The organism is Paenibacillus sp. 1182 (genome assembly GCF_017833915.1).
GTDB lineage: Bacteria > Bacillota > Bacilli > Paenibacillales > Paenibacillaceae > Paenibacillus > Paenibacillus polymyxa_D.
Window position 1 is genome coordinate 1 of the sequence record NZ_JAFICR010000003.1, and the last position, 19,959, is coordinate 19,959.

14 protein-coding genes, 1 tRNA gene and 1 pseudogene are annotated in these 19,959 nt (G+C 43.9%); 13 read left to right on the forward strand and 3 right to left on the reverse strand.

Translation table 11 applies throughout. The features are described from left to right. The first annotated feature begins 412 nt into the window (after positions 1–412). A tRNA-Leu gene (locus tag JOD82_RS05645) sits at positions 413–497 on the forward strand. Positions 498–589: 92 nt separating this feature from the next. Here the strand turns inward: JOD82_RS05645 and JOD82_RS05650 are convergent. After that, the gene (locus JOD82_RS05650) at positions 590–1,120 is read right to left on the reverse strand and encodes an NAD(P)H-dependent oxidoreductase (protein WP_209947930.1); all 531 of its coding nucleotides are present in this window, start codon (positions 1,118–1,120) and stop codon (positions 590–592) included. 193 nt (positions 1,121–1,313) lie between these two features. Between JOD82_RS05650 and JOD82_RS05655 the strand changes: the two genes are divergently transcribed. Together JOD82_RS05655 and fabV are read left to right on the forward strand one after the other, a co-directional pair. Further along, positions 1,314–1,670 (forward strand): winged helix-turn-helix transcriptional regulator, encoded by a 357-nt coding sequence (locus JOD82_RS05655; protein ID WP_209947932.1) that lies wholly within the window; start codon positions 1,314–1,316, stop codon positions 1,668–1,670. Between the two features lie 218 nt (positions 1,671–1,888). Continuing rightward, the gene (fabV, locus tag JOD82_RS05660) at positions 1,889–3,070 is read left to right on the forward strand and encodes an enoyl-ACP reductase FabV (protein WP_209947933.1); all 1,182 of its coding nucleotides are present in this window, start codon (positions 1,889–1,891) and stop codon (positions 3,068–3,070) included. Between the two features lie 113 nt (positions 3,071–3,183). Here fabV and JOD82_RS05665 read toward each other — a convergent pair whose 3' ends face one another. Continuing rightward, positions 3,184–3,387 carry a hypothetical protein gene (locus tag JOD82_RS05665; RefSeq protein WP_209947935.1) on the reverse strand — a complete coding sequence of 68 codons (204 nt, stop codon included), beginning with the start codon at positions 3,385–3,387 and terminating at the stop codon, positions 3,184–3,186. Positions 3,388–3,555: 168 nt separating this feature from the next. Between JOD82_RS05665 and JOD82_RS05670 the strand changes: the two genes are divergently transcribed. The 3 genes and pseudogenes from JOD82_RS05670 to JOD82_RS05680 form a co-directional block, all read left to right on the forward strand. Then, entirely contained in the window at positions 3,556–4,707 is a 1,152-nt protein-coding gene (locus JOD82_RS05670; protein WP_209947937.1) for a sn-glycerol-1-phosphate dehydrogenase, read from the forward strand. Between the two features lie 197 nt (positions 4,708–4,904). After that, a complete protein-coding gene (locus JOD82_RS05675; protein WP_029516675.1) occupies positions 4,905–6,011 on the forward strand; it encodes a GntR family transcriptional regulator in 1,107 nt (368 codons plus the stop codon). Positions 6,012–6,278: 267 nt separating this feature from the next. After that, positions 6,279–6,661, forward strand: a pseudogene (locus JOD82_RS05680) (ribulokinase); the annotation flags it as partial. 206 nt (positions 6,662–6,867) lie between these two features. On the opposite strand, the gene JOD82_RS05685 reads toward JOD82_RS05680, so the two are convergent. Beyond that, positions 6,868–7,452 carry a helix-turn-helix domain-containing protein gene (locus JOD82_RS05685; RefSeq protein ID WP_007429779.1) on the reverse strand — a complete coding sequence of 195 codons (585 nt, stop codon included), beginning with the start codon at positions 7,450–7,452 and terminating at the stop codon, positions 6,868–6,870. A gap of 294 nt (positions 7,453–7,746) precedes the next feature. On the opposite strand from JOD82_RS05685, the gene JOD82_RS05690 reads away from it, so the two are divergent. The 7 genes from JOD82_RS05690 to JOD82_RS05720 all read left to right on the forward strand — a co-directional run bounded on the left by JOD82_RS05690 (position 7,747) and on the right by JOD82_RS05720 (position 19,954). Continuing rightward, positions 7,747–10,986: a hypothetical protein gene (locus JOD82_RS05690; protein ID WP_209947939.1), complete on the forward strand. Its 3,240-nt coding sequence runs from the start codon at positions 7,747–7,749 to the stop codon at positions 10,984–10,986. Positions 10,987–11,057: 71 nt separating this feature from the next. Beyond that, positions 11,058–16,475: a polymorphic toxin-type HINT domain-containing protein gene (locus JOD82_RS05695; RefSeq protein WP_312887663.1), complete on the forward strand. Its 5,418-nt coding sequence runs from the start codon at positions 11,058–11,060 to the stop codon at positions 16,473–16,475. A gap of 16 nt (positions 16,476–16,491) precedes the next feature. Beyond that, positions 16,492–16,815 (forward strand): hypothetical protein, encoded by a 324-nt coding sequence (locus JOD82_RS05700; RefSeq protein WP_069292099.1) that lies wholly within the window; start codon positions 16,492–16,494, stop codon positions 16,813–16,815. Positions 16,816–17,353: 538 nt separating this feature from the next. After that, positions 17,354–18,490 carry a polysaccharide deacetylase family protein gene (locus JOD82_RS05705; RefSeq protein WP_209947941.1) on the forward strand — a complete coding sequence of 379 codons (1,137 nt, stop codon included), beginning with the start codon at positions 17,354–17,356 and terminating at the stop codon, positions 18,488–18,490. Positions 18,491–18,696: 206 nt separating this feature from the next. After that, positions 18,697–19,122, forward strand: a complete 426-nt coding sequence (locus JOD82_RS05710) for a phage holin family protein (protein ID WP_029516680.1) — start codon at positions 18,697–18,699, stop codon at positions 19,120–19,122. An 80-nt stretch (positions 19,123–19,202) separates the two neighbouring features. Then, positions 19,203–19,490: a Dabb family protein gene (locus JOD82_RS05715; RefSeq protein WP_013309679.1), complete on the forward strand. Its 288-nt coding sequence runs from the start codon at positions 19,203–19,205 to the stop codon at positions 19,488–19,490. 23 nt (positions 19,491–19,513) lie between these two features. Further along, positions 19,514–19,954 carry a DUF86 domain-containing protein gene (locus tag JOD82_RS05720; RefSeq protein ID WP_029516681.1) on the forward strand — a complete coding sequence of 147 codons (441 nt, stop codon included), beginning with the start codon at positions 19,514–19,516 and terminating at the stop codon, positions 19,952–19,954. Positions 19,955–19,959 lie beyond the last annotated feature (5 nt).

The following is a 19,959-nucleotide window of genomic DNA, read 5'->3' on the forward strand; positions in this document are numbered from 1 at the left end:
ACAGGGGTAACCCCCCTGCTTCTCCAGAGACCAGAGCATTATGATGTAAAAAAGAAACCCACGTCTCAAAATGACGGGGTTTCTCGACAATCTGACCGTCCGAGGACGGTCTTTTTACCCGTGGCGCTTAATTAAAGCTTTGATCCGTATCCCGCGCCTCCGTTAACTCTGTAAATTAGAGAATAACGGACCGGGTAAGGGATACGTTCAACATGTGATTATTGATGTTGACGCACCTCCTTTCCTGATGAACCCATTTTACCATATCTGGTTTGTGATATCCAGTGATTTTCTTATATTTACGGGAATGATTCATAGAAAATATAAGATAAAAATAGCTTGATTTTATGTTCTATGGAAGATATAATCTAAATTACCGTGATTGAAAAACATCGGTGTGAATACATAATATGCGGTCGTGGCGGAATTGGCAGACGCGCACGGTTCAGGTCCGTGTGGGCTAACCCCCCGTGGAGGTTCGAGTCCTCTCGACCGCATCATGCCTAACATTTACAGGTTCTTGGATTGGCTGGATGCCACCAAGAGCCTGTTTTTATATGGGTAAGATGCGTGTACTATTATAACTATTTTATTTATACTGAAATATATATTTGATATAATCCTTTGCACTCTGATTAATGTCTTCGTCACTTGCTTGAAACGAGGCTCCAAAGACAGCGAAATAGGGTAATGTTATGGCGCCAACATGTACTGCGCTTGCTTTAAAAGGTGCTATAACTTCATCAACAGTGAAAGAAACGGAACCAGTAGGTATGTAATTTTCTTTTTTATCGCCAATGGACATGGCTATCCCTAGCTTCTTTCCTTTTAACTTATCACCTTGTGAACCATAAGCCCATCCGTGAGTAAAAACATCATCAAACCACTTTTTTAATAAAGGTGGGTAACTATACCAATATAAAGGGAATTGAAATATGATATTACTATGTGTTTCAAGTAACTTTTGCTCTCTCAAAACATCAATGCTCCAGTTTGGATACTCTTTATAAATCTCATGAATTGTAATTTCATTGGTATACTGAAGTAATTCTTGTTTCCATCTTTGATTTACTCTGGAATCTTCAATATTCGGATGTGCTAAAATCACGAGAGTTTTCATCATAAATCACCTTTCTTACATAGCATCATTTGTTTTTTGTTGGTACGTCTTATTATTCTGTACGCTATAAAAAAAGTAAATACACACAATAAAGTAAGATAGTTACTTGAAAGTGTGCATTGGACTTAGAGTGATGATATGCAATTATAGATTAGATAAACTTTGTTATTTTTAGCGTTGAAAAGGTGGTACTATGAAACAATATAATTTAGGCATAGAAGCAACACTTGAGATCATCGGAGGTAAATGGAAATCATTAATCATATGTTTATTAATGTCTGGTAGAAAGAGGACAAGTGAATTACAGCGCAGTATTCCAGGCGTTTCTCAAAAGGTTCTTATACAGCAGCTCCGTGAACTTGAAAAGGATGGCATCATTGGCAGACATGTGTATAATCAGATGCCTCCAAAAGTGGAGTATTATATAACGGAATATGGTATAACAGCAAATGAAATAATTGATTTAATGTGTACCTGGGGAAGAGCGAATATCAAAAAAAGACAACAGCAAGGAGAAGATGTAATGTTGCTAGAAAGTGAGCCAAAATGAATAGTGGAGTGAAAGAGCGCTGTAGACTATGATGTTTACGGCGATTTTCTTTTTTTTCATAGAGTCGGTAGTTCGGGGATGTCTGTTGTCGTAGTATATGAACGGTTCCCTTCAAGACTATGTTATATGTTGAGCCACAAGCTGATTTGCTATATAGTAATGACTGGACAACCATTCCATCCATATTAAATGAATGCCAAAGTAGGGGGACCCTTGCAATGATTATTAAACCGAAAATCCGTGGTTTCATATGTACGACTGCACATCCTGCAGGCTGTGCGGCTCATGTTAATCGTCAGATCAACTACATCAAAGACAGTACATCAATACAAGGAGCTAAAAAGGTACTTGTGATCGGAGCATCTACTGGATATGGGCTGGCTTCTCGTATTGCTGCGAGCTTTGGGCTGGGAGCGGATACCGTAGGGGTATCCTATGAACGTCCCGCATCAGAGGGGCGCACGGCTTCAGCAGGCTGGTATAATACAGTAGCCTTTGAAAGAGCGGCCAGAGCAGCTGGCTTCATAGCAGAAAGCATTAATGGAGATGCTTTTTCTCATGAAATTAAGCAGGAGACATTGAAGCTGGTAAAGGAAAAGCTGGGCAAGGTAGACCTGATTGTGTATAGTGTCGCTTCACCGCGACGGACACATCCCGATACGGGTGAAACCTTTAATTCCGTTCTCAAGCCTATCGGACAGTCTTTTTCTAATAAAACAGTGAATACGAATACAGGTGTCGTATCAGAAATTACGCTGGAACCGGCTACGCAGGAGGAAATTGAGAACACCATCACGGTAATGGGTGGCGAAGATTGGTCCTTGTGGCTAAAAGCGTTGGAAGAAGCTGATCTGCTGGCTGAAGGGGTAACCACACTGGCTTACTCGTATATTGGTCCCGAAATTACGGAGGCTATCTATCGTAAAGGAACCATTGGCCAAGCTAAAAATGATTTGGAAGCTACAGCACATACTCTAACAAAGCAACTGGAACGTTATCATGGAAAAGCCTACGTTTCTGTGAATAAAGCTTTGGTTACACAATCCAGTTCGGCTATTCCAGTCGTACCATTGTATATTTCTTTGCTGTTTAAGGTCATGAAGGAAAAGGGACTGCACGAGGGATGTATTGAGCAGGCACAACGTCTGTTCGAGACGCTATACAGTGGGTCCACGGTGGAAACGGATGAAGAAGGACGCATCCGTCTGGATAACTGGGAAATGAGAGACGATGTGCAGCAGGCTGTCAAAGCAGCTTGGTCTGAAATCACTACAGAAAATGTATCTGAATTAGGCGATCTCGAACAATACCGTCTGGATTTCCTCCAATTATTTGGATTCGGGTTTGATGAAATTGATTATGAATTAGATGTTAACCCAGATGTAGACACGACTTCATAAGTAAATATGTGTAAAATAAAAACGGGTACTCTCAAGCGATGCAATTGGCTTAAGAGACCCGTTTTTTATGTATTCTAGCAAAATACAAGTTGCACTCGTTTCACTAACAGCATTTATCGAGAATTAGACGTGGAAAGCGACTTACGGTGCAGCAAGCGAAAAACGGCAATGGTAATGATAATCCCCGCAATGCCAAAGATTGCAACAGAAGTCAGGGCCCGGTAAGCTTGCCAACCGAACAAAAAAGCAACACCACTGCCAAACGTTGTACCTGCCAGTAACCCAAGTGAACAGGCAATATCTGTTCCAAATTTCATAAACATGTTCCTTTCGAATGTATAAATTAAAAAACAACTTGTACTTTTTTTCTGGACTTGGGCACATACTTGTGCGTACAATTAAATAGTAATCGTTTTCAAACAGAATCTATTAATCATTATGGATCATTCTTGTGCAAATTATTCCTTTTTTAGGAGGCAGATGAAATGAATATGAATGAACAGATCAAGCTGTGGAATGAAGAGGCGCAGGCTAGTAATGCTAATCATCCTCACCGAAAGGTTGAATTGTTTATCGAGGTACGAGATGGAGCACTGGAGTCTGTTGTTCCTTATTTGAACCAACAGGATTATCGTCATGTAACTCTGGTAGAAGATGAGCATACTTCAGTGGCAGCAGGAAAAAGAGTGGCTGAGCTGATCCGGGAGGCAGGTTTGACAGTTGATGTAGTTCGCTTACCTCCGAATGCTGTAGGGGATGTCATTGCTGATGAAACCTACATTATGAAGGTGCTGCTGGGTGTGGCGGATAAGAGTCAGGCTGTACTTGCTGTAGGTTCTGGCACGATTCATGATCTGGTTCGCTTCGTATGTTATAAAATGAATCGTCCCTTCTTGTCAGTACCGACGGCTGCTTCGGTGGATGGTTTTACCTCCGCAGGCGCACCACTGATTGTGGACGGCAGCAAGCAGACATTCCAAGCAGTTCCGCCAGAGGCGATCTTTGCTGATTTGTCCGTGCTGGCAAATGCGCCACAGACGATGACTGCCGCAGGTTTTGGCGATATGCTTGGTAAGTTCACCTCACTAGCGGACTGGAATGTTTCCAGAGATTTGGGAAACGAGCCGTATTCGCCTGTGGCTAATCGCATTACCGAGGAGGCTTTGCGTGCCTGTGTAGAGCATGTCGATGAGATTGCGGCAGGCAGCAAGGCTGGTGTCGAGGTATTGATGAATGCGCTGATTGCATCCGGTATTTCGATGCTGATGATAGATCATTCCCGTCCAGCGTCAGGGGGAGAGCATCATATTTCCCATCGAATTGAGATGGATTTTATTGCAGAGGGACGCAAGCAAGTTTTGCATGGTGCCAAAGTAGGCGTAGCATCCGCATTGCTGTCTGACCTGTACAGGGATTTAGCAGCCAGTCAGGATGTAGAGGCTTTTAAGGTGTATCAGGCTTTGCCTACGTCGGAGCAGATGCGTGCATGGCTGGCTCAGGTCGGAGGCCCATCTACCATTGCCGAGCTGGGAGTTACGGAGGAACAGCTCGCTCGTGCATTGCGCACGGCTCATACCTTGCGTGATCGCTATACTGGACTCAAGTATATGAACGAACATCAATTGCTTCGTTCGTAATGTGTAACATCTACGCAAATTGTCTTTAGATATTCAGCCAATCTTGTGTGGTAAGGAAGGGATAAGCGAATGGGTTTACACCTCCGGCAGCAATACGAGGATATCCTGCTCCTGTGACATTTGTATGTACAAATGAACGGTATGCTATAATCGTGGAATATAAACAGGTACACGATATTGCGAGTACGGAGGAAATTATGGCGCCCAAATATATACAAGTTAAACAGGAAATTTTGTCCTGGATTCATTCATCCAGACTTGAGCCGCAAAGTCAGCTTCCATCTGAGCATGAAATGTCTGAACGTTTTGCCGTTAGTCGGCAAACGGTGCGTCAGGCGCTGGGTGAGCTGGTGCAGGAAGGCTGGCTGTTTCGGATGCAGGGCAAAGGAACCTTTGTTGCGACACGTGACAGTAAACAGCCCGAAGATCCAAAGATTATTGGAGTCATTACAACCTATATTTCGGATTATATTTTCCCATCCATTGTACAGGGAATTGAATCCAAATTGAGTCGCCAGGGCTACAAGATGCTGCTGTCAAGTACAGGTAATGACCCTGAGCAAGAAAGTCAGTGCCTGGAAATGCTGTTAAGTCAACCGCTGAGCGGAATTATTATTGAACCGACTAAAAGTGGAGAGCGTAACCCCAATCTGAACTATTATTTAACCGTGGAAAATCGCCAAATCCCTTATTTGATGATCAATGCGCGTTATGAGGAAATGGATGCGCCATGTCTGCGAGTAGATGATGAAAAGGGTGGTTTTTTGGCGGCCGAGCATCTGATTAAGCTGGGACACCGACGCTTGGCTGGATTTTTCAAAACCGATGATATGCAGGGGATTCTTCGTATGAAGGGATTTGTGGCCGCTCACCGCAAATACGGAGTGACATTACACCCGAACGCAGTAACGACTTACCGGACAGAAGAAAAAAATGAGATTCCGCTACAACGTGCGTCGAGGCTGCTGGCGATGGAGGCGGGAGAGCGTCCTACTGGATGGGTGACCTATAATGATGAGTTGGCTGTTAGACTCCTGGATATTGTACGTTCGGCGGGTCTGAATATACCCAATGATCTATCGCTGGTTGGGTTTGATGATTCGTTTTTGGCGACAGCAACAGAAATCAAGCTAACGACAATTCGGCATCCAAAGGAAGAATTGGGGTTACGTGCTGCCGATACCATGCTGTCGATGATTGAAGAGAAGGGGTACCATGAAGAAGATCGTCAGTTAATTCTACCGCCTGAGCTCATCGTTCGTGAATCTACAGGGCCTGTCCAGGTCATGCCTGGAGAACACTAGGCTGGGAGATCAGTCACTTTTATTACTTAACATGTAAGGACAGGTTAGTAAGTATACAGCTGTAACGCTTCATATTTGATGGGCATGGTTCTCGCCATACCGAACAGTCTGTTTTCTGGATTGCAGAAATAGACTGTTATTGTTATATCTTTTCTGAAAATAAGTACATAAATCTATCGAAAAAACATAAAAAGGTTAGCTAAGTTGTACGTACAACTATATAATGAAAGCAGAACCAAGAATAAAGGGTCAATGCAATCGGTTTGTAACCGTTCTCTGTTGGTCGACACTAACCTGACAGGGCTTATTGTCGGGTATACGTTGCTGACGTAACCGGACGGGAATTTATTTAAGGTTGCAGCTTCCACCCAAACTCCTGCGCTGGGTGCGGCCATGTTCGCAGCAGTGGCTGCGGGAGCTTAAACTGGAGGGTACAATGATATCGTCGAAGCAGCGCGTCATATGGCCGTGTACGGGACGAGAACTTCAAACCGATCCCTGAGAACGCGGCCGTGTATGATAAGCTGTACGAGGAATACTGCCGTCTTCACGACTACTTTGGACGTGGAGGCAACCCGGTGATGAAAAAGCTAAAGTCCATTAAGGAAGAAGCCGGACGTTCAACTGAAGCGGTAAGCATTCATTCTTAAGATACTGATAAAATATAAGCAAGAAATATTTAAATGCTCTGTTATCTAAAAAGCACAGTACACCGAGGAATCGGTAGACTGTGCTTTTTGCATTTTATATTCTGTGAAATTACATGATGTGAAAGTCTCAGCGAATGAAAGATGGTAATGCGTTCCTTTCAAAGACTTTCATGAAAATTACAATCATTTCTCTTTTACGGACATTTTTACTTTTTCAGCATGGCATCAGCAAACAAAATGGATTTTGGAATACGGAAAAACTGTTCCGCCTGATCCTGGAAGGTTTGCGAAGGAACGGTACCCTGATGCAACCATTTCCGAAATGTACCGGGGTGAACTCCAATCCAATGACTCACATCGGTCACCGAAATATCATGTACCATGCATAGACCCGCCAAAATCCGATTTTTAACCGGAGAACGAGTCACAGTCCGTTTCATAAAACGGGACGGCGCTGGTTGACAGATGAGTGGTGAACGCCGGACAACCTCTTCATTAAATAGAATATGGTGCGGATAACCAAGTGTATTACACGTCTTTTCCAGATTAGTGTTGCCGGGAATGCGACCTTCATATACCCACGCACTGACACTACGGGAGGAAATAGAAAGCTCCTCGGCAAGTTGGGACAGTTTAATGTCATTAGCCATCAAAACGGCAAGCAAAACGCGATTGCGCACCTGACAGCGTGTTGGTTTACGAAAACGTTTGACACGCACGCCTTTTCCCAAATATTTGCGATTGATCAGAGACCACGCCTGAATGGAATGTTTATCTTGTTGTTTAGGCATATACCCTCCGATTTTTTTAAACACATACTACTATACCCGAAGGGGGGTTTGCAAGTGGCTCCTCTCCTGATTTTCTTTTAATCCCATGGGCTTAACCGGTTTATGGAAAATAAGGTCCATTTGGCCTATAAAAATGGAAGTTTAAGGTGTCGATATATTAAAATGTGACATTTTTAATGGAAATGGAGGTAACATGTTCTTCTCTTACAATTGTAAGGATGTACAGAGAGAAAAGTGGGTCTTTGCAGCACTATATGCATTTCTTTGACGACAAAAGGGAGGTTATACAGCTAGATGATTTGTAAAAAGGTAATGGTATGGTTTCTGACGGCGATTTTAGCGATTAACGCCTTGCTGTGTTTGCCTGTTGTAGCAGGAGCAGAAAAACAAGAGGCAACGGGCGGAATACAACAAGATCATGCAGGTTTGGTACAGGAGGAACAGGAGCTTTCTGATGGAACAGTTTCTTTCAAACCGCCCACTTCTGCGACAAACAGTGTTTATGACGCACTTATGATGAGTTTGGCAGTAGTGGAGTATACGTCGATCATTATTGATCCTGGGGAAAGTTATGAATTTCAGAATACAGATACAGTTAGCAAATCTATATACAGTAACGCTTCTCAATCAAAAGGCATTTTGTACGATAGTGTAAGTTACAAAGAGGACGGAGACATCAGCACTGTCCATATGGACTATGGCATAAGCCCCATTGGTGTTCCTGGGGGAGGCACAGCGTTTATTACGAATACAGGAACAGCAGCATTAACCGTAAAAGTAACGGACGTCTTCACCTACAGTACATCGGAGGACCCGGCACTAGAGCGAGTTACGCTCTCTAAAAATGAAAGCTATCGGATTGTGAATGAAGGATGGACTGCACGTTCGATTCAGCATGATGGTTCAAATGCAGACAATCGCCGTTTTGATTACGCAAAATACAAGGCAGACGGAACTTTATCCGCATCTGATCTTAATAGCATTGCTCATCCCTCTTTGGGTGATGGCGAGGAACTGATTATTACAGGCGCAACTTCAAATGCGGTGACTTTAGGGTTTCCATACGGAAAATACAGTATAGAGAGTACCGGAGAGCCGGCTTATGCGCGGGTTACCCTAAATCAGGGGGAAAGCTACCAATTTATCAATGTGGGAACCCGATTGGATACGGTGGAAAGTGACGGTACATCTAAAGATAAACTTGACTATGTTGTTTATCTGGCAAACGGAACAGAGGCTTCACGCGGCAGTAGTACTACGGCGAAGCCGCAGATTGCTGTGGACAGATACGCGGTAATTACCCAGGTCACTGCAAACCCGGTGACATACGGGGCTCCGTATCGCAATTTTATTGCCCGTCCAGTGGGTGGAGATGCAATTAGCCGTGTGGAGCTTGAGGTAGGCAAGAGCTACATTTTCCACAACAATGGTACGCTGATGAATCCGATCTACAATAACTCCAAAAAGGTAGGAAGCTTGTTCGACTATGCTATTTACAAGCCGGATGGAACGGTAAATTCCTCTGGTTTTAACAGCCAGTCTGGTCCCATGATCCCGCCTTCGGGATATGCCATTGTGACTGTGATCGGTCCGAATCCTATTATCTTTGATTATACAGATGATTTTTCCTGGGAAACGAGTAGCCATCCTGCTTTCTTGCGGGTAACACTTTCGAAAGGTGAAAGTTATGCTTTTACCAATATTAGTGATCATTTGAGGAATCTGCACAGCACAGCCAAAACTGTTAAAGGAAAATTTGATGTGGTCCTGTATAAAGCAGATGATACAGAGCAATCCAGGCGCAATACCGGGAACTCAACCTTTTTGGTTGGCGCAGGTAAAAAGGCCAGTGTGACGGTAACCAGTGACACGCCAATCACGTTTGGGGGTATCTATCGGAGCTTTAAGGCCAGCGAAGATGATAATGGTATTGGGCAAACGACGCTGGAGCCGGGAGATTCGTATGAGTTTCGTAATCATGATAGTCAATCGAATTCATTGCGGCATGACAAAAGTAGTGGAAGTGCACGCTTTGATTCGGCAAGTTATAAAGTACTTCGATTACTGACATCAGATCATTTCAACAATACAGTGGACCCAGAGATTGTCGCTGGCGGTAAAGCCATTGTCACCAATGTATCCGATCGGCCAATTACCTTTACCTATAGCAATAAGGTGGAGGCTTTGCTTAGCGGGCAGGCTGCCTTCCATCGAATTACACTAAAACGCGGTGAAAGCCGGAAATTTATAAATGTAAGCACTTTGGACAAGGCCCTAGACGTCATTTCAGTCAGCGGTATGAAGTGGAATTACATGAATTACAAGGCAGACGGGACGGTATACAGTCAGGCCAGTGATACGACTCAATTGCCGTTGGTACAGGCTGGAGGTTATGCCATTGTAACGACGGTCTCGGATGTACCCGTGACTTATGGAGCTGTGTTAGGAATATTCGACGTTGAGGATGCTCAGGTGCCGACAGGCAATCAGGTTACCATCAAGCAGGGAGAAAGCTATGTATTCCATAATGTTGGCTCACAGGCTTCCTCATTAACCACAGATGCTTCAAACGAAAGCCGTCTCTATGACTATGCCATGTATGGAGAAGGTAGCGGTGTGAATTCCAAGGTGGATAGGGCAGGTATGGATGCTTCTCTACCTGAAATCTCACTTGGAGCAGGAGGTACGCTTGTTGTAACCGTCACTTCGCCGCAAGCTGTAACCATTCATTTCAACAATGACATTAAAGCAGATCCAAGCACAGAACCAGCATTATTAAAAACGTCTTTGTCTGGCGGCAAGCAGGAAGTATGGATCAATCGCGGGAGCCAGGAAGCACCTGTTTTGACGAATGCGAAAGCAACGGGTGGAACATATCAGTTCACTGTTGCAGATCGTGCTGGAAAAGTGATTAGAGAACATAAAGAGGCGACAGATACTCAACAGCAAGTGCCAGCTAACGCAAATATTCATCTTTCCGTAGCTGCAACTACTCCTGCTGTTAACTTTGGAGCGCCTTATCGTGTGTTTGCTGTAAAAAATAACGATGACAGCAAGCTGGACGAGCTAATTGAGCTTATAGATAAGGAAGCTGACTTTACGGTAGGCCAACAAGGGAAATATCGGTTTACACCCAAAGAAGACGGGATTTACCGTTTTGCGGTGAAGGAGAAATCCAACTTTGCTGCGCAGCAGCCAATTCTAGCCTTGTTTACGGACCCTGATTTTAGAAGTCAGCTTGTCTCCTCAACTGAGCAAGCACAAATATATGGTTGGGATTACACGGTCTTAGAGTATGAGATGAAGGCAGGTCAAACGGTTTATGTGAAGCTGTCAGAAATTAATAGCGGTGCATTACAAACTGTAATTAAGGCAGGCCATATGGCGCTTGGCAAAGATACTTCATACGAATACGGCAAAGGAAACCGACTGAATAAAGTTATTTTATTCACCGGTGATCAAATTCAATTGGATTATGATTTAAACGGAAACGTCATTAAACGGACAAAAAAGGTATTTCCTTTTACAGATTAAAAGGATGTCTTGGCTTCGAAAAAATATAACAGATCATTAGATGTATAGGCATTATTAATAGGGGTGAGCGAGTGTTTAAACGTTATATTTGTAGTCTACTATGTGTGCTGATGTTGCTGGGTCCATGGAGCACATGGGCATATGGAGAAGAAGGACACGGAGAGGCAGCAGCTTCTCAATCTTCTTCGTCTTCTACTCCGCAGATTATTACCAGAGCATGGCTTGCACAGCAAACAGGTAAGGATCAGGCTTGGGTCAATGCACAGTTATCCAAAGGCTATACCTTATATGATATTTATAAAGCATGGCAAAAAGATGGTGGAGAAAATTCATTACCAGAACAAAGTCCAAGCTTGTGGGTACAGCAGAATGAACTGACATTGGGCATAAATGCAAAGGTGGAGCCTTCCGATGAGTCGGCTGCGCTGAAGGAGGGTGAAAAGCCCGCTCAGGCTACCCAGGATGAAAAGGCAACTCAACATCCACTAGATAAGGAAGAGGGTAAAGAGCCGGCTCCAAACACGACTGAGATGGATATCCCATCTATACCCCGAGTAAATGATTCCGTATATGCTCCGACTCTAGGAGAAAATGGACTGATCGGGCAGGATTTACTTAAACAAAGTTTATTGCAGGTATCTGCTACAACAGATGTCTATGCTCCTTTTGATCAGGCGGCGATTGCACAAAGCAGGTTGAGTGATGATACGTCGCGTTATGGAATGGATTATGGTGACAACAGTGTGTCCACCGCTTCAGGACAGCTCGTTGTTCAAAATACGGATTTGGTACTGCCGGGGTCATTGCCCTTTGCACTGACTCGTGTGTATAACAGTTCATTGGCAAGTAACCAGCTTGGTGTGCAGCAAAATGAAGGGTTGTATACAAACACAAGTGCGATCCGCGAGGAAGAAGCAGCTTCTGGTCTGGGGAGAGGCTGGAAATGGGATCTTCCTCATATGCAGAAACAGGATGGTAAATGGTATTTGTATATTCCGGGAACAGGCTCCTATGAACTGAGAGATGATTTGCAGCTAGAAGGATATGCATACAAAGATCTGAAGATCAGTACAGATCAAAGCGCAAGTGTGCAGGGAGTAAGCAGTGCATACAAAATAGCAGTGCTGAATGGAAATGACTATTATCTCGATCAGGACGGTTATTTGATTTTAATCCAGGATGCGTATAAGAATCGGGTGGAGTTTGATTATACAAGTTCTGGTGGAGCAAAGCTCATTCGTTCGATTCGAAATAATGATGGCAAAGAGCTTGACTTCACTTACAATGCTGGACAGCTTGTTGTTAAAGAACAGGGCACAGACCATCAGTACACCTATCGTCAAAGTGGCGAGGGAAGCAGCAAGGTGCTGTCAGAAGTGTTGGATTCTCTTTCCAGAAGCACAAGCTATGCGTATACATTCATGGACGCTCCTTATAATGTGGTCGTAGATGGTGAAGGAAAGACTGGAGCCCTACAGCAAAATGCATCGGCGTTGCTTACACGAATTATACGACCTACTTCATCGATCACAGACATCCGTTATGAAGCATTTCACAAGCAGATAGGCGTGTACGGTACACAAGGCGTGTTCAAGGTGGTTTCACGCGCTGATATGTACAGTACAACCGCAGGCAATCGTTTTTTAAATAAAATTGATTTCACCTATTCCGGAGAAGATCTAGCCAACTATGGGAAAAACGCTGAATGGACGGTGGTTGCCAAAGGGTCACGTACAGCGGAAACCTTCCATTTCGGTAAAGTGTTTAGAGGAGATAACGCACCGGACAAGTTTGTTCTAAACAGCTATGATCAAGAGGGAGATTCTACCGGCTATCATATAGATTACACATATAATGATGCCATGGACTGGAATTTGCCTGTGCAAATGCGAGAGTCCTATACGGAGGGAGGTTCTTCATCAGAACCTGTAACGACCTCCTATGACTACAATGAATATGGTCTTCCTTTGAAAATATCCCAAAGTACGGGATCGGAGACTGTTCATACGTATAAAACCTCTAATGAGCCTTTTTTCTGGGTTCAACCCGCTCAGACGGTCAACAAAATAAGTGAAGGAAAAACGTTGACGACGGTTCGCACCTACAAGTCAGAGGGCAATTTGTATGAGCTAAAAAACTATGAAGGCACAGAGCAAGGAAAGCTATTATCGCACAGCTCTACTTTTTACAATACAAAAGGGAATGTAAGCAGCCAGAAAACTCAAATTGACGACAGAAGCGATGCTAATGTGTCTATTGATTATGATTCTCCTTATGGTTCTCACCTCCCAACAAGGCAGCTTTTGCCTAAAGGTGTTGAGTATACGTATGATTACTATCCGACCGGAGAAATCAAGTCCCAAACAGATGCCAAACGCAAAACGGAGTCTTATGTGTATGACGCAATGGGGCGTGTAACCAAGGTTACTTATCCGGACGGCACTCAAACTGTCGTGGTGTACAAGGATGATAAGAATGATGTCACTGTTACCGGACCCGATGGTGTAAGCGTTGAAAGATTGTACAATCCGTTCGGGCAGATGCTCCAGCAGCAGGTGGATGATGCAATCTATGGATATGGTTATGATGATCATGGAGATATGGTAGAAAGCACGGATGCCGAACAAGCAACCACTCGCTATGCCTATGATGCTTTTGGACGACCTGTAAAGACGACCTATGCGGATGGAACAACAGATACCATGGCGTATAATGCAGTGGATCGTACTGTCACTCAGACGGATGCGTCCGGTTATCGTGTGCGTGAAGTATCGGATGCTTTAGGTCGTGTGACCTCCACACAAGAGGCTAAGAATGGATCATTTCAGCCGCTGGAGTCTTTAGCTTACAATAATGCGGGTATGGTCACTAGCCGGACGGATGGTAACGGTCAACGTATGATTTATGATTACGATGCTCTGGGACAAATGACTTCGGTCACAGATCCATCCGGGCAGCAGGTTAGCTATATGTATGATCTGGCCGGAAATTTGAAGACTGTTCAGTATTCTGATGGGCAAAAGAATGTGTATTCGTATGACGAACTGGGCAGACGTACGTTACTTGAGAAATCAAGTGGGGGAACTACGTTAAATATTTACGATACGGATGGTAACATCACCCGTATGTTGACAGGAAAATCGGAGGCCATTACCTTTCAATATAACGCTGACGGATTAGTTACCGAAGCGGCGGGTCCCGATTTTAAAACCAATTACACCTATGACAGCGCAGGACGAAGAACCAGCATGACTGATGGTCAGGGAACCACCACCTATGCCTATGATTTATCAGATGGAGCGTTGACTGGGCTGAAGTACCCTGATGGAACGCACATCAGCTATGAATACAACAAGCAGTCTCGTACAGGCTATGTGCTAACAGATGCTGCTGGCACGTCTATGCACGTTCAATCCAAGCTGGATAGTGTGGGCCGAGTTACCCAAATGGACATTAGCGCTGGGGCCGGTGCGGCAAACGCGCAGAGCCTTGCAGGAGCGACGGCTGCTGCGGGTGGATCCCTGGATAGCATGACGTTTGATTATGCACCGAATGGTTTGCTGAAAGGTCAGGCTTCGAGCAGAGGGCTGAGTACGCGATTCAGCTATAACGGACTGGATTTGTCCGGGGTTACGGTGGAGCAAGGCGGTACACCGCTACACCAATTTGGTTATGAACGGGATGGGAATAAAAACATCATCGGACGTACACAAAACGGAACAACGGACCAATTTGGGTATGACCCGTCAAACCGTATTGCCAGCGAAGCCGCAGGTGAGAAGAACAAGACCTATGGCTACGATTCAAACGGGAACCGAAGCGCCGAAGGCAGTGGCAAAGTGTTCGGTATGAAAAACGCTGAATATATGTATGATTCTGTCAGCCGTCTGACAAAGGTGAGCGGTGAAGGCAAAGAGGTCGGGTACAGCTATAACGGAGACGGTCTACTGTACGAGCGTACAGAGGGCGGAGAAACGACTCGGTATTACTATGACGGAGAAGCGAAGCTAATTGCGGAAGCCGAGGTCCAAGGTGGAACAGCGAAAATCATCTACGCTTATGTGTATGACTTGTCCGGTCAACTGTGGGCCAGACAAGACAAAGCAAGTGGACAACTGCAATACTATCAGTTGAATGGCCACGGTGATGTGGTAGGACTAAGTGATAGTTCGGGCAAGGAACTAAATAGCTACAGCTACGATATCTGGGGTGGCCCGGAGAAGGTCAAAGAGACCGTTCCGAACGTGCTGCGTTATGCTGGCGAGTATTGGGATGACACGACTGGGCTACAGTACCTACGGGCTCGCTGGTACGATCCCGGCACAGCACGTTTTATGGGTGAGGATACGTATCAGGGCGAGATTAGCGATCCGCAGAGCTTGAACTGGTATGCGTATGTAGCCAATAATCCGCTTGGATATGTAGACCCTAGTGGACATGAACTTATGCCTACGACTAAAGGCGGAATATTTTATACCAACCAGAAGACGGTTATTCATTGTCAAAGAGTGGGCATGGGGACATGCTGGAATGAGTTTAAAGCAGGAACTATTCAGGCATCCACGGCTGTAGCCAATTTCTTGATTGTAGATGATATAAACACGATACTTGATCCCAAATCGTCCGCATATGACAAAACACTTGCTCTGGCAGGATTTATACCTGTTGGTAAGTTTGTTAAAGGTGGAAAATTGATCATACAGCTGACGAGTAAGGAGGGAAGATATGTTGAACGTTCTGTTGAATTGACTGAAAAAAATCTGAAATCAGCCAAGGCACTCCCTTGTAATTGCTTTACGGCGGGGACTAAGGTTCAAACAGACGAAGGGGAGAAGAATATCGAAGACATTGAAGTCGGAGATATGGTTCTTTCCAAGGATGAAGATACGGGCGAGATAGACTACAAGGAAGTCACTCATCTATATCGAAATAACAAGGAATTCATCTACAAACTGACTGTAGGTGACGAAGTCATTGAGACAACGGACAATCATCCGTTTTGGGTTGAAGGTAAAGGTTGGGTCTTAGCAGCTGACTTACAGGTAGGGAATAAGCTACAGCAAAGCAACGGAAATACCTTGACGGTGGATAAAATCAATATTGTAAGGCATGATGAGAAGGTTAAGGTGTACAATTTTACAGTCGATGACTTCCACACCTACTTTGTTAGTGATTTGGGGATTTGGGTTCATAATATCAACTGTAATCCTTTTGATCTAACAAATTCTAACTTGTCAAAATGGAATAAAGGAAGTTTCGATTCAGTAGGGGATTCGGCAATCTCTCACTTTAAGAAGCATGGGACAGAGGTAGGGGCCGAAGATGTAGCCCAATATATAAGAAAAGCTGAAGGGTTTGCTCAAAATCTGCGTGGTGCTACAAAAAAACCTGTGGATGGAAAAGTACAGGGAGTAATTAGATACAAGAAGAATGGAAAGTATATTGATTTAGCCCCGGATGGTACAATTATTTCGTTTGGAAAACAATAAAACGGTGGGTGGTATTTTGGAACATTGGAAAACTATGAATATTACAGGTATTTCCAGAATTGAGAAATGCGTTGCGGAATTTCAAGTTTGGGAGTTGAATAAGATCCCATTTGGAAAATTTAAGGTAAAAGTCTACGAGCGACCGAATGGTACTTTCGCAGGTTTCACGAATATCCAACTTAAAAGTCTTGAGGATGATTCTGCTGAGAGTGGAGTTGGGTTTGGTAAGACAATCTCAGAAACATTAGAGGATACAGTTAAATATTTTATGGGTATGCTTAACGCAAGAGATAATCTTTCCGAAGATGATTTTGATTGGTCTCATCCCGATGATTTTTAATATTGTTGACCTCAAGGGGAAATCTTCTTGGGGTTTTTTTTGTGATTCACATTATTTTCAATTAGGAATTCTCTCTCATTTAAAAAAACACGAGCAGGTTTGAGAAATATTATAATGATAACACAGACAATTTCCTAACGGGTAAAGGGCAAGTGATCTGTTCTAGCCATTAATACTGTGTACAAAATACATGAAAGACTTGTTTCATAGGTTCTAGTTCCAATAAAGCAATTTATTAATTGTTTCCATCCTCTAACTCAATTGATTTATTCACAACTTTGTAACCTTCTCTGGCAGGGGGGTTGCGAGATTGTTTTCAAATTGTTTTACTATATTTACCTACTATAGTCTGGTAATCTATTAATATATATAGGGGGCCAAAAGACGTCCGGTTCAGTCGGTTGAGATGCGTTTATGTTCTTTATGTTGAGTGAATGTCTATATTGCCATGTCTATATCGTCATGTCTGTATAACTTCATAGACAAGCTAGAGATAGCTCCCGCACATTATAAAATACAGCACAGGATGGTGTAATGAATGAAGCTTTTAAAAGTAAAATGGATGGCTGTATGCTTGATGGCAATCTGTTGTTTGGGTTTGCTGGGTATACATACGAATACAGCGAGTGCACAAGCGAAGGCGCCTTTGCTGGGAGTCAATGATGTGTTGCTAGATTCGAATACGGTTAAGCCCGTAATGGAAAATGATAAGTTGTATGTACCCATCGTTACATTAGGGCAAAAGATGGGTATTTCTACTTCTGCCAATGGAAATACATTGGTGCTGACTGGACATAATCGCAGCTTTACGCTGGATTTGAACAAGGGGGATGTGTTCGAGCGTGGAGGACGCACGATGGTGCCAATTCGCACTTTGACCGATGCATTCGGCTTCACTATTACGGTTCCTACAAGTAATCTGTATCGAATTCAGAATGCAAACGCTAGTTTGTCTGATGCTCAGTTTTTGAATACATTCGCGGCAGAAATTAAACAGTATGCAGCTGTCGAACCGGGCAAAGCCAGCAATACAGGCAACAAGGGAACTGCCTCATCATCCAGCCGTACGATTTATTTGAGCTTCGATGATGGTCCTACAGCGCATACGTCGCAGCTGCTGGATATTTTGGACAAATATAATGCCAAAGCTACGTTCTTCATGCTGGGACCTGAAATTCGCCAACATAGCGCAGTGATGAAGAGAATGGTAGACGCAGGGCATGGTTTGGGCCTCCATGGGATGACACACCAGGTGAAAAAGATCTATGCATCCCCGGCAGCAGCATTGGCAGAGATGAATCAGGATAACGACATTTTATTTAAGGCCACAGGGAAACGCACTTCTTTGATTCGTACACCTTATGGCAGCAAACCATATTTGAAGAAAGCATACCGTGATCAATTGACGGGTGCAGGCTATCATATTTGGGACTGGAACATCGATTCGAATGATTGGCGTTATACTAAAAATCCGCAGCATTTTGTACAGACAGTCCTCAGTGATATTAAGAGACTGAAAAAGCAAGGCAGAACACCAGTCGTTCTTATGCATGATAAGCCATCTACGATCAAGGTGCTTCCACAAATCATGGCGGCCTTGCAGAAAGAAGGATATTCGTTCGAGCCGTTGAATGATAACCTGACTCCGCTTAATTTTTGGAATGATCATCGTTAATTGAATAGCATGAAAGAAAAGGCACCTTTTCAACCATTTGTATAGTGGTTTGGAAGGTGTCTTTTTGTTGTATTTGCTCGAAAATGTGAAGTTTGCAGCATGGTTTATATGAATCTATGAATTCATGTCTATGCACAGGTCATATGACTTTACGGGTTATCACGTCGCTGCATATATTACAGTAACCGCCCCGAGAGGAGGAAGGTATGAATATTAATCCGAGTATGTTTAGTATGATTTGTGCTACCGCAGGAGCCTTTATTACGTTTGCCTTTGGCGGCTGGAATCAGCTAATGGTGCTATTCACGGTTGCAATGGCTGTCGATTATGTGACTGGAGTCGCCGCAGCAATTAAGACTGGGCAAGGTTTAAGCAGTAAAGCCGGCTTTTGGGGGTTGGCGAGAAAGGCTTTAATGCTAATGGTAATTTCTTTGGCGCATCATGTGGACCTCCTGATGGGTACCGAAATCATGAAAGGGGCGGCAACGTACTTTTATTTATCCAATGAATTGATCTCTATTACGGAAAACTGTTCACGAATGGGTTTACCGCTCCCACCGAAGCTCAAGAATTTTTTTGCCCTATTAAAGGACAAGGAGTCTGATGGAAAAAATGGTGGAAAAGATCGCTAGAATTGCAAAGTTTCTTTCCGTATGTGGGGCGTTATGATAAAATTTTCAAGAGAACATTTTAAGATAAGGAGCCTATACGTATGATTAAACATATTGTTTTGTTCAAATTGAAAGACCGCTCCCCCGAAAGCATTGAGCACACAGCATCCATTTTGCGCAGCATGAACGGCAAAATCAAAGAGCTGCTGTCACTCGAAGTAGGTACGGATGTGATTCGTTCGGAACGTTCTTATGATATTTCCCTTACCGCTGTTGTCGAAACACTGGAGGATTTGCAAACGTATCAGGTACACCCTGTGCACCAGGAAATTATTGTACACATGAATGAAGTGAAGGATGTATCTATCGCAGTTGATTATGAAATCTAAAGCGGTACTGGAGGTGCAGGACCTTGTATTATGTCAACCGGGAACAAATTGAGCTTCGACTAGGGGCTGTTCCCGACATTGTCGCCGGACTTCGCCAGACTTCTGCTTCCTGGAACGGCGATCTGTTGCAGGGGCTAGTGCAGGAGCGCTGTCTTCATCTGGCCATTGAGACGGTAACGGACGTAGGAAGCTATATCATCGACGGATTTATTATGCGTGACGCCAGTAGCTATGAGGATATTATCGGTATCATTCATGAGGAAGGTGTACTGGATGATACCGTATTTCATTCGCTAGTAGAGCTGGTAGGCTTACGTAAACCCTTAGTGCAGGAGTATTTCCATTGGGACCGGACAAGCCTTCACCCGCTTACAACAAAGCTGCCTGGGTTGCTGGAGCTTTTTGCATCTAACGTGCATGATTATTTAAATAAGGAATTGGGTCACCAGCCCGAGGGAGTGTAAAGGCA